Raw genomic sequence first — 12,124 nt, forward strand, 5'->3', positions numbered from 1 at the left:
GAACATCGAGCCTGCTTGATGCAGGTAGGATTTAAGGGTTCTGTGGGCTTGCCCCGAGTTAGTTTATATTGCTCTTATACTTTTTTTAATTCTTCTTTTTTAGTTTTTATAAGTCTTTCTAAAAAATCCACGTGGATTTCGGTAAAGTCTTTAAAAACAAAATCTGCTTCATTTAATATTGTGGAATCACCAATGCCAATAGAAATCATATTGGCGACATTGGCAGCTTGAATACCGGCAACCGAATCTTCAAAAACGATGCATTGGTTTGCTGGTGTATTAATAGCTTTGGCAGCTTTTAAAAACACTTCGGGATCTGGTTTTGCTTTTGTAACGTTGTTACCATCTACTATGGCGTCAAACCAATCCAATAAGTTTACTTTTTGGAGTATAATTTTAGAGTTTTTGCTTGCCGACCCCAATGCGATAGGGTGTTTTCGTTGTGATATGTAATCAAGTATTTGGGTTACACCCGGAAGAATTTCGTTTTCATCCATAGTGGTAATGTAACTTAGGTACTGATTGTTCTTTTCTTTCATAAGCTCCATAAATTTGTCTTTAGGAAGTGTTTTATTACCCCATTCCAGAATTTTATTTAAAGAGCTTTCCCTGCTAATGCCTTTTAATTGTTCATTTTGATGAACCGTAAAATCAATACCAATGCTTTTAGCTAAGGCTTTCCATGCCAGATAATGGTATTTAGCAGTATCTACTATGACCCCATCGAGGTCGAATATAAATCCTTTAGTTTTCATTATGTTACGATTGTATTACATCATCGATATCTTTTACTTTAGATACCAATGCTGCAGCGATTAAAAAACTTATTCCGCTAATAAGTAAAGCGAAAATGGCCTGGTTGTTATAGGCATACTTAACCAATGGACCGCCTATTAAGGCATTAATGATTTGGGGCATAACAATAAAGAAGTTAAAGATGCCCATGTATACGCCCATCTTTTTTGGGGAAATGGATCCTGCCAAAATAGCATAGGGCATAGCCAGTATACTGGCCCATGCAATACCTACACCTATCATGGATAGTATTAACCAGTTTTTATCGGGCATTATATAAATGGAAAGCAAGCCTAGACCACCAATGACTAAAGAAAATGCGTGGGTACGTTTTCTACCAATTTTTTTAGCAATGTATGGTAGGGCAAAAGCATAAAAAGCCGATACTAAGTTGTAAACGCCAAACAGAATACCTACCCAATCACCAGCATTTTGGAAGGATGCACTGCTATTGTCTGTGTGTTCTAAGCCATAAACATGTTGTGCTATAGCAGGTGTAGCAAAAACCCATAACCCGAACAAACCAAACCAGGAGAAAAATTGCACCCAACTAAGTTGTCGCATGGTAGCTGGCATCTTTTTGAAATCTTCAAAAATATCCAAAAGGCTTGATGGCTTTTCGTTGGTTTCACTTGTCGTGTCTTCGCTAGTGTATGCTGCTTCAAAGCTTGCCAGTTCTTCCGGGGTGTATTCCTTAGTTGTTAAAACGGTTACTAATATTGAAGCAACGAGTATAACGGCTCCGATAATAAAAGACACTATTAAACTAAGGGGCACAGTACCTTCGGTTGCTGCGTTGGAAACACCAAACCAGTTTGCCAATGCGTAGGGTAACCACGAGCCAATAACAGCTCCAAACCCAATAAGCGCTGTTTGTACGCTGAAACCTAAAGTGCGTTGATCGGTTCTAAGGTTATCACCTACCAGTGCCCTAAAGGGTTCCATAGCAATGTTAAAAGAAGCATCCATAATCATAAGCATACCTGCTCCAACCCATATAGCTGGAAGAAATGCAATAAATAGATCTGCTTGTGGTAATAGTATTAAACCAACAGAAGCAAGGATGGCTCCAACTAAAAAGTAGGGTTTTCTTCTTCCTAATCTCTGGTTCCAGGTTTTGTCGCTGTAATAACCAATAATTGGTTGAACAATAAGCCCCATTAGGGGAGCAACGATCCAAAACCAAGATAGTTCGTGAACATCGGCACCAAAAATTTGAAGTATTCTACTTGCGTTGGCATTTTGCAGGGCGAACCCCATTTGGATTCCCAAGAAACCGAAACTCATGTTCCATATTTCCCAGAAACTTAATCTACGCTTTTCCATTAAATAGTATGTTTAAATTAATACTATTTGATAAGCGATATTACTTATCAAAACTTACTGTGAGAAGTGAAAATATAAGTTTTGATTTCGGACAAAGATATAAAAGAATTTAGATTTTCCTAATAAAAAAAATTATTTAGTTGATTCTCTTTCAATCAATTCGGTCTCAATAACTATTTTTATAAAGTCATGTTTTGGGTTGTCATTTACTATATATTGATCACTTTCTGAGTCTATTGCTTCCAGTCGGTCTATTAATAAATTAGCGGCTTGTTCGCCCATTTTTTGACCATGTTGACTTACTGTAGTTAGGCTAGGTGTAGCATGCTTGGAAAGTACGCCGTCTGTAAACCCAATTACCTGAATATCCTCAGGAATGCTAAGCCCTAATTTTCTAGCAACTTTCATAGCGGTTACGGCATAAAGCTCATTAACCGCAAAAACACCATCAATAGTATTATTCGTCTTAAAGAACCGTTCTATTTCATTTTCTAATACTTCTAGATGATTTTCGACATCCAGGCTATCGTCAATTTTCAATATTAAATTGGAATCTGCAAATATTTTATGTTCTTCAAGTGCTTCAATATAACCTTGGGTTCTTAATCTACCTACGCTAACGTAGTCCATAGTAGTTATAAGGGCAATGTTTTTACAATTATTTTCTATAAGTTTTTTTACGGCTTTTACAGAGCCATTAAAATCATCTACAATAACCTTATCGCAGTTTACTTCATTTACTACCCTGTCGAACATAACTATTGGGATGCCTTGATTGATTGTTGCATTAAAATGATGGTAATCCTGTTTTAACAGTGTTTCTTTAGAAATTGATAATATAAAACCATCAATACTACCATTGGCAAGCATTTCCATGTTAATAATTTCCTTAGAAAAGGACTCGTTAGATAGCCCAACAATAACATTATACCCCCGTCTGTTAGCTATAAGTTCAATGCCTCTAATTACAGTAGAAAAAAAATGATGAACTATTTCGGGGATTAGGATGCCTATTGTTTTTGTCTTTCGATTTTTTAAACTAAGCGCAATATTATTGGGCCTGTAATTATAAAGTTTAGCAAAAGCCTGAATTTTTTGCGTGGTATCTTCACTAATTTCCTTGCTTCCGCTTAAAGCTTTAGAAACCGTTGAAACCGATACGTCTAATTCTCGGGCAATTTGCTTTAATGTTATTTTTTTCCTCATAAACTAATAAAATCAAAATGATTTTTGTGAATGTAAATTGGCGTTTTAAAGATACCATATTATTTGTTTTCATCACCATTCAATTGTTGTTTTTCTTACTAAAAAGACGTATATTATATAAAGTTTTCAACACGAAAACGTTTTCGCTAAGAATTTCGTAATTTCTAATTGTTTGTTTACAATTTCTTTACATAGTTTTAACCCGAGAAGTGAAAATATAATTGAACTAAACAAACACATTAATTAAATATAATTGTATGAAAACAATTGCAAATGGATTACTGTTTCTTCTGCTTTTTGCGCCTGCTTGTATGCTTGGGCAAACAACGCTTTCTGGAATAGTAACAGAACAGTCAACATCATTACCGCTTCCTGGGGTTAATGTACTTGTTAAGGGTACAACCGCTGGTACGGCTACCGATTTTGATGGTGAATATAAAATTGAAGTAAATAATGGCGACGTTTTGTTGTTTTCTTTTATTGGATATCAATCGCAGGAGATAACGTATTCTGGACAAACCGAATTGAATGTTGTTATGCAAGAAGATGCTGCGCAATTGGATGAAGTTGTTGTAATAGGTTATGGATCTACGACAAAGAAGGATGCAACGGGTGCGGTAGAATTATTAAAGGCTGAAGATTTAAACAAGGGTGCTATTGTGTCTGCAGATCAGATGATAAACGGTAAATCTACTGGTGTAAGGATTGTAAATAGTGGCGGTCAACCAGATGCCAACCCTAATATCAGAATTAGGGGAGGCTCTTCATTGTCAGGTAATAATAGTCCTCTAATTGTAATAGACGGTATTCCTTTGTCTAATATTAGTCCAGCAGGTCAGGCTAACCCTTTAACTTTAGTGAATCCAAACGATATTGAGTCGTTTTCCATTCTTAAAGATGCATCGTCTACGGCTATTTATGGTTCCAGAGCTTCTAATGGTGTTATTATCATTACTACTAAATCGGGAAGTAAAGGGGCTCCAAAGTTTAATTTATCGTCTAGTGTTCAGGTGGGTACCTTGTCCGATAAAATAACGGTATTTAATGCTAGTGAATATAGCGATTTCATCAATGCCTTGTATCCGGATAGTAGTAGTTTGTTAGGGGTAAACGGAACCGTTTATAATACCGATTGGCAAGAGGAAATTTATAGAACATCTATGAGTGTTGATAATAATTTTAGTGCGAGGGCTAATTTGTTTGGAAAAGTACCTTTTCGTGCTTCTTTTGGACATTCGGGTATTACGGGGATATTAAAAGAGTCTCAGTTAAATAGGTATACGGCATCGTTAAATATGGCGCCGGAATTTTTCGATAATCATTTAAAAGTAACCATTAATGCAAAAGGGATTGCTACAGAAAAAGATCAGCCGGATGAAGGTGCCATTGGTAGTGCTTTGGAGTTAAACCCAACACAACCAGTGTTCGATCCCAATGGAGGTAAATTTGACGGATACTATCAACTTACCGATGCTGATGGTAATGTGGGGCCAACAAATGCTTTGGCTAAATTAAAGCAACGGGAGCGAAATGAGGATGCGGACAGGCTTCTAGGTAATTTGGAATTGAATTACAAGTTTCACTGGTTGCCAGAATTACGTGCTATCGTAAATATGGGATTGGATTATTCTGAATCGGATATCAATGAATTTTATTTGCAGAAAGCCATCGATGCTTATACTGTATTTGAAGGCTTGGAGATATTTAACAACTTTAGCCCCAATTATGAAGAAACGCAGATAAAAAGAGACCATACCTTAGATGGTTATTTATCATACACTAAGCGATTGGAAGGTTTTGTGACTAAAGTAGATGCCCAGGCAGGATACGCGTACCAAAACTTTTATTCTGAAGGGATTAAGCACCCAACCAATACGGATAATGGTTTTAGACAGCTTTCAGAAATTGTTAGGTATGCCAATGAATTAAACTTACAATCGTTTTTCGGACGTTTAAATTTAGATCTTAAGGACAAGTATCTTTTTACAGCTTCTTTAAGAGCAGACGGTTCTTCTTTGTTTAGTGAAGATAATCGATGGGGTTATTTCCCTGCTTTCGCTTTTGCATGGAAACTGGATGAAGAAGGCTTTTTGTCTGATTCTAATTGGGTTAATACCTTAAAAATGAGAATAGGCTGGGGACTTACCGGGCAACAGGATATTACTGGAACCGCTGGGTATTACCCGTATACGGCACTTTATGTTGATGGCGATCCAACGGTAAGCTATATTTTTGGTAACCAGGTTTACACAACGTATAGGGCCAATGTATATAACCCTAATCTAACATGGGAAAAAACAAAAACACTTAATGTTGGTGTAGATTTTGACCTTTTCGAAAATGTTCTTTCAGGTAATATAGATTACTATATAAGGGAGACAGAAGATCTCTTAGCTGAGGTTCCACAGCCAGAAGGCGCTCTTAAAAACCGTTTTGTTAGTAATGTAGGTAATACCGAAAGTGAAGGTGTAGAATTGGCTTTACAGCTAAAACCTATTACTACAGACGATTTTTCTTTAGAAATTAATGGAAATCTGGCCTTTAACGAAACCTATGTTACCAATCTTGAAAATATTGAACAATATTCCAGTGGCGGAGGTATAGGTCGTGGTACTGGTGTTAATATCCTTCAAACAGCAGTAGGGCAACGTGGCCGCTCATTTTGGTTATATGAGCAGGTATACAATAGCAACGGTGCCCCTATTGCAGACGCTTTTGTAGATCAGAATGGGGATGGTGTTATATCGGATTCCGATAGAGTATTCACCCCAGTAGATCCCAAATGGACCTATGGTTTCGGAACCAGTATTTTCTATAAGAATTTAGATTTTAGTGCAAATTTTAGAGGGCAATTGGGAGGGCATATTTATGATGCGAACCTATTGAACAGAGGCTATTCCGATGTTGCCATACCTACCAACGATACCGGTTATATTAAAAATGCCCTTAACTTATTTGATGGAACGAACTACAATGGGTTTCAGGAAAAACAATCAGACCTCCAGGCCTTGTCAGATTTCTATTTGTCCGATGCGACATTCCTTCGGTTAGATAATATTACGCTAGGCTATAAGTTAGAAAACTTTATTTCCAAGAATCTCAGTCTACGATTGTACGCATCGGTTAATAATGTTTTTGTTATTACCGACTATAAAGGTTTAGATCCTGAGAATTTTGATGGCATCGAGCAATCGCCATATGCAAGACCAAGAACCTATACGTTTGGTGTAAACTTAGATTTTTAAATAAAAATATCATGATAAAGAAATTATTAATAATTGTTTTGATCGCTACAGGAATTTATTCTTGTACAGACGATTTGAATACCGAACCTGTTATTGAGCAGAGTTTAGAAAATTTGTTGGCCTCAGATCCTGATGCTGCCTTGGGTATTTTAGCCAGGCTTTATGGTGGTTTTGTGCTTCACGGTACAGGAGTACCAGGGTCGGGAGATCAAGAAGCCGATATTGCAGGGGACGATCCTGGAGAAACCGTATGGTTTAGAAGTATGTGGAACATGCAGGAACTCACTACGGATATCGTTAAAAACCGTTGGGGTGATGGTGGATTGGATCCTTTAACAACAGCTACAGGATGGGTACCCACCAATAAGTTTTTTGGTTATATCTATAACCGAAGCTATTTTAATATAGCCCAAGTAAATAATTTTGTTTTGGATGTACAAAAAGCAGGTATCGAGAATGCCGATCAGTTTGTGGCCGAAGCACGTTTTATAAGAGCCATTACTTATTACTATTTAATGGATATGTTTGGTGGTGTTGTAAAGGTGACCGAAGCCGATGGGGTTACAGGAGTGCTTAAGGCAAAAGAAAAACGAGCTGATATTTTTAAGTTTATTGAAGAAGAATTGTTGGCAATAGAAAGTATTATCCCTGCAAACAATGATTACGGGCGAGCCAATAGAGCAGCAGTGCACATGGCCTTGGCCAAAATTTATTTGAATGCTGAGGTGTATACAGGTTCGCCGCAATACGATAAAGCCTTAACATATAGTGAAAAAGTAATTACGGAATCTAGTTTTTCATTAGATGCAGACTATCAGTCTATCTTTCAGGGAGATAATTATATGGCTTCCGAAATTATATTTCCGCTTATAGGCGATAGAAGTAATGTACAGTCTTTTGGTAACTCTACTTATTTAACAAATGCTAGTTTGGGTGATACTACAATGCCTATTGGTGATTTTGGGAATTCTGAAGGGTGGTTTGGTAACCGATGTACACCCGCACTTTATAGTTTGTTTGGAGATTTAAGTACTACGGCCGATAGTAGGGCTATATTTTGGACATCGGGTCATAACTATGAAATGGCCGATTATAAAGTTTGGGAAGATGGCTATCCAACAACCAAATTTCAAAATGCCTATGCTTCAGGATCTTCTGTAGAGAGTCGGTTTTCTGATACCGATATTCCACTATTTAGACTGTCGGATGCATACCTTATGTATGCCGAAGCACATTTACAAGGAGGCGGTGGTACTATAGATAAGGCATTAGGTTATATAAATGCTTTACGAGAGCGTGCCTATGGTAATGCAAGTGGAAATATTGATAGTGGTGAGCTTACCTTGGATTTTATTATAGATGAAAGAGCAAGAGAGCTGTATTATGAAGGACACCGAAGACAAGATTTAATACGTTTTGGCTTATTTACTGGTGGTGATTATGTTTGGCCGTGGAAGGGTAATGTTGCTGAAGGAACTTCTATTCCTTCTCATTACAATGTGTTCCCGTTTCCATTAGAAGCTTTGCAGGCGAATCCCTTGTTAGAACAAAATCCGGAATACCCTAATTAAAATGTATTTACAGATGAAAACAAATAAGATATTAAGCTATTTATTTATAGCTGTTTTAAGTATTGTATTTCACAATTGTAGTGAAAAAGAGCTTGTAATGGTAGATGATAATGCCGAAACGACCTTACAGTTGTCTAGTGAAGATGCTTTGGTTTTAACCGAAGACATGGAAAGTGAAACGGCTTTGACGTTGTCCTGGTCCCGTCCAGATTTTGGATTCGAAGGCGCGGTGCCATCTTACAGCTTGGTATTTACCGTAAGTGGCGCTACCGAAGTATCTCCAAAACAAGTTAATGTGGGCAACACTCTGGAAAAAGCATTTACGGTTAAAGAGCTAAACACAATTTTGAATCAAGCGGGAGCAGTTGCCGGAATAGAAAACCAGATAAGTATTAAAGTACAAGCCTTATTGGGGGAAACTTCAGTAGCAGAGTCTAATGCAAAAACCATTACGGCAACAAGTTACTCAACTATTTTAGATTTATCCTCTACCTGGGGTCTGGTAGGTTCTGCAACACCTAATGGTTGGGACGGACCCGATGTGCCATTTTATAAAACCAGTACAGGAAATGTATTCGTTACGTATGTTACGTTAGTTGATGGAGAGATTAAAATCAGGGAAAATAACGATTGGACTCTAAATTATGGAGACACTGGTGCCGATGGAACTCTTGAAGAAGGTGGCGATAATATAATGGTTACAGCAGGTACTTATAAAATTACCTTTAGTCTAAATGACTTTTCTTATACCATTGAAGTGTATTCCTGGGGCTTGGTAGGCTCTGCAACAACTAATGGTTGGGATGGCCCCGATATGCCACTTACTTACGATGCAACATCCGATAAATGGCGTGCCGTGGTTACGCTTGCTAGTGGTGAAGTGAAAATAAGAAACAATAATGACTGGGCTTTAAATTATGGAGATACAGGAGCCGATGGAACTCTTGAAGAAGGCGGTGATAATATTGTTGTAGCGAGTGGCAACTATTTGGTTACTGTAGATTTTAACAATTTAGAGTATACCATTGAATCCATTGATATTTGGGGCGTTGTGGGCAGTGCAGCACCAAATGGTTGGGATGGTCCCGACGTGCGTTTTACGCCAGATTATGCCAATGAAGGGGTGTGGGTTCTTAATGGCGTTACACTTGCCGATGGCGAAATAAAGTTTAGGACCAATGACGATTGGGGGTTAAATTATGGTGATGACGGCGTTGATGGTACCTTGGATCAAGATGGAGCTAATATTGCTGTAAGTGCAGGTACGTATAACATCCGCCTTGATTTTTCGGATGAGAACAACCCAACGTATACTATCAACTAAAACATTAAAATGATGTCTAAAATATATTTAAAAATATTGAGTGTTTTTTCAATACTGCTTTTGGCTTCTTGTACAAATGATACATTCGAGCGCATTGTTATTGAAGAGAACAGAAATGAATCGGATTATGCAACTGGTGCTGCGCAGGTAAGACCAGATGCTTTGGTGCCTGGTAGTGGTGTGCTTATGCAGGCTTTTTACTGGGACGTTACCGAAGGCGGTATTTGGTGGGACAATGTAAAATCGAAGTTGGACGGATGGGCCGAAAATGGTATTGATGCTATTTGGATACCGCCAATTTCAAAAGGGCAATCAGGCGGTTTTTCTATGGGTTATGATCCTTTTGATTATTTCGATTTTGGTGATTATGAGCAGCAAGGCTCCAAGCAAACACGATTTGGTAACAGGGCCGAATTAGAGAGTATGATAGCCAAGGCTCATGAAAACAACATTGCTGTAATTGCAGATATGGTTATAAACCACAATAGTGGTGGCGATTTGGAATATAATGAATTTAGGCAGTTGGAATCTTATACGTCTTTTAAACCAGCTTCAGGCATGTTTAGCCGTTCGCAGTACGATTTTCACCCTAATGCACAGCATTTATATGATGAAGGTAAGTTTGGTGGTTTTCCCGATTTAGATCTTTTAAACCCTTATGTACAAGATTGGATGTGGAAATCGGAAGAGTCCGTAGCAAACTATTACTCTAATGTATTGAAAATAGATGGTTGGCGTTTTGATTTTGTAAAGGGATATGCTCCAGAATTAGTTAAGGAATGGGTAGAAACTGTTGGCGGTTATGCCATAGGAGAAAACTTTGATGGAAACTTAGCAGGTGTTGTTCAGCCCTGGGTAGAAAAATCTGGAGCTAGTGCTTTCGATTTCCCTAACTTTTTCAATATGCGCAATGCATTCGAAAATGGTAATTTAACAAGCCTTACAGGATCTAGTTTATTTGCAAGCATGCCTAATAAAGCTGTTACTTTTGTTGGAAATCATGATACAGAAGCGCGCGATGGTGGTAACGAATTTCCAGATAAATGGGAACCGCATGCCTATGCTTTTATTATGAGTGCTCCAGGCTATCCATCCGTATTTTATTCGCATTATGAGGATAGTGGTGATGCCCAAAAGCAAAAAATACAGCAACTTATTAAGATAAGACAAGAACTAGCAGCTGGTGATTGGATTGTTAATTATGTTGATACTGATGAGTTTATTGCAACGCGGACAGGCGATGGCGAAAAACCCGGGTTGGTAGTGTATATCAATATTAGTAATGAAGAAGTGTCTAGAGATATCCAAACACATTGGGTTGATGCTAATGTAAAGGATTATACAGAGGAGTTCTTTGTTTTTCAAAAATCGGATGCTTCAGGCATGGTTACTGTAAAAGCACCTGCTAGTGGGTATGCCATTTGGGCTTATACCGATGAAGAACAAACTGCATTTCCAGATATGTTGTACTTACCGGGGAATTATCAAGGTTGGGATCCTGCTTCGGCTCCATTTTTAACATCGGTGAATACGCCTAATTTGGACGGCTTGTATTCTGGACATGTACGCTTAACGGAAACAACAAACGAATTTAAGTTTACCGATGCTCCTAATTGGGACAATGGTATATATGGTGATTCAGGAGATGGTAGTTCAGGCATAATAGCCGTTCCCGGAAATAATGTTACGTTAGCAGGGCGATTGGATTACGAAATACATGTCGATTTAATCAATAATACTTGGTCTGCTAATACATGGGCTATTATTGGAGATGCCACGCCTAATGGATGGGATGATCCCGATACCGATATGTCCTATGATTTTGAAAGAAATGTATGGACAGTGACAACCAATTTAACAGATGGTCAGTTGAAATTTAGAGCTAATAATGGTTGGGATGTTAACCTAGGTGATAACAGTGCAGATGGTTCTTTGGAATCTGGAGGAGAAAATATAGTTGTAACAGCAGGGAGCTATCAAATAGATTTAGACGTGGAAAATAAAACTTATACCTTAGGGAATTGGGCTATAATAGGTGATGCCACCCCTAATGGTTGGGATGCACCGGATACCGATATGGCTTATGATGAAGTGAATAAGGTTTGGTCCGTAACTGTTGATTTGGTTGCGGGAGAAATGAAATTTAGATTTAATGATGGTTGGGATGTTAATTTGGGTGATAATGGTGCCGATGGTACGTTGGAGTCTGGTGGAAGTAATATTACTATTTCAACAGCTGGGAATTATACTATAACATTAGATTTAATTCATTTTCCTAGAAGATATATGCTTACACTAAATTAATTTCATTGTGAGCTTTTAAGAGCGTTAACTTATGGCCATGTCATACAAAAGCACAATCAAGGTAAATGAGATATTGGATTGTTGCGCAAAGAATTCAAAAAGGCCAAGGACTGCTTTGTGTCAAGTGTATTGCTCTTAAACAAGATTCAGGTAATGGTACCTGTAAAAAAAAGAGGTCTGAAAAGCGTCATTCTGAATGAAATGAAGAATCTCTTAAAATCTAAATCATTAGTTTTTAATGTGTTAAGATTCTTCGCTTCAGCCTGTCTTGAGCCACAGCCGAAAGGCTCTGAATGGACAAAATAAATTACTTTTCAGACCTCTTATCTTTATTCTTATTAGAGACTTTATTA

At 37.8% G+C, this 12,124-nt stretch carries 7 protein-coding genes; 4 read left to right on the top strand and 3 right to left on the bottom strand.

Going from position 1 to position 12,124, the window contains the following annotated elements:
- Positions 1 to 74 precede the first annotated feature (74 nt).
- The 3 genes from pgmB to JF259_RS09260 form a co-directional block, all read right to left on the bottom strand.
- The gene (pgmB, locus tag JF259_RS09250; RefSeq protein WP_199115036.1) at positions 75 to 755 is read right to left on the bottom strand and encodes a beta-phosphoglucomutase; all 681 of its coding nucleotides are present in this window, start codon (positions 753 to 755) and stop codon (positions 75 to 77) included.
- Between the two features lie 4 nt (positions 756 to 759).
- Positions 760 to 2,121 (bottom strand): MFS transporter, encoded by a 1,362-nt coding sequence (locus tag JF259_RS09255; protein WP_199115037.1) that lies wholly within the window; start codon positions 2,119 to 2,121, stop codon positions 760 to 762.
- Positions 2,122 to 2,253: 132 nt separating this feature from the next.
- A complete protein-coding gene (locus JF259_RS09260; protein WP_199115038.1) occupies positions 2,254 to 3,327 on the bottom strand; it encodes a LacI family DNA-binding transcriptional regulator in 1,074 nt (357 codons plus the stop codon).
- Between the two features lie 257 nt (positions 3,328 to 3,584).
- On the opposite strand from JF259_RS09260, the gene JF259_RS09265 reads away from it, so the two are divergent.
- From JF259_RS09265 to JF259_RS09280, 4 genes are read left to right on the top strand one after another with little or no spacing between them, the layout of a single operon-like run.
- Positions 3,585 to 6,572, top strand: a complete 2,988-nt coding sequence (locus JF259_RS09265; protein WP_199115039.1) for a SusC/RagA family TonB-linked outer membrane protein — start codon at positions 3,585 to 3,587, stop codon at positions 6,570 to 6,572.
- An 11-nt stretch (positions 6,573 to 6,583) separates the two neighbouring features.
- Positions 6,584 to 8,143, top strand: a complete 1,560-nt coding sequence (locus JF259_RS09270; protein ID WP_199115040.1) for a RagB/SusD family nutrient uptake outer membrane protein — start codon at positions 6,584 to 6,586, stop codon at positions 8,141 to 8,143.
- A gap of 13 nt (positions 8,144 to 8,156) precedes the next feature.
- Positions 8,157 to 9,467, top strand: coding sequence for a SusE domain-containing protein (locus tag JF259_RS09275; protein ID WP_199115041.1), 1,311 nt, complete (start codon positions 8,157 to 8,159; stop codon positions 9,465 to 9,467).
- A 9-nt stretch (positions 9,468 to 9,476) separates the two neighbouring features.
- On the top strand, positions 9,477 to 11,771 hold the full coding sequence (locus JF259_RS09280) for an alpha-amylase domain-containing protein (protein ID WP_199115042.1): 2,295 nt from the start codon (positions 9,477 to 9,479) through the stop codon (positions 11,769 to 11,771).
- The last annotated feature ends 353 nt before the right edge of the window (positions 11,772 to 12,124 follow it).

The organism is Snuella sedimenti, assembly GCF_016428595.1.
GTDB lineage: Bacteria > Bacteroidota > Bacteroidia > Flavobacteriales > Flavobacteriaceae > Snuella > Snuella sedimenti.

What these genes read in the sequence shown, in the direction of transcription:
- JF259_RS09280 (WP_199115042.1), top strand. Translation starts at nt 9,477, where the DNA reads ATGATGTCTAAAATATATTTAAAAATATTGAGTGTTTTTTCAATACTG.
- pgmB (WP_199115036.1), bottom strand. Translation starts at nt 755, where the DNA reads ATGAAAACTAAAGGATTTATATTCGACCTCGATGGGGTCATAGTAGAT.
- JF259_RS09255 (WP_199115037.1), bottom strand. Translation starts at nt 2,121, where the DNA reads ATGGAAAAGCGTAGATTAAGTTTCTGGGAAATATGGAACATGAGTTTC.
- JF259_RS09275 (WP_199115041.1), top strand. Translation starts at nt 8,157, where the DNA reads ATGAAAACAAATAAGATATTAAGCTATTTATTTATAGCTGTTTTAAGT.
- JF259_RS09265 (WP_199115039.1), top strand. Translation starts at nt 3,585, where the DNA reads ATGAAAACAATTGCAAATGGATTACTGTTTCTTCTGCTTTTTGCGCCT.
- JF259_RS09260 (WP_199115038.1), bottom strand. Translation starts at nt 3,327, where the DNA reads ATGAGGAAAAAAATAACATTAAAGCAAATTGCCCGAGAATTAGACGTA.
- JF259_RS09270 (WP_199115040.1), top strand. Translation starts at nt 6,584, where the DNA reads ATGATAAAGAAATTATTAATAATTGTTTTGATCGCTACAGGAATTTAT.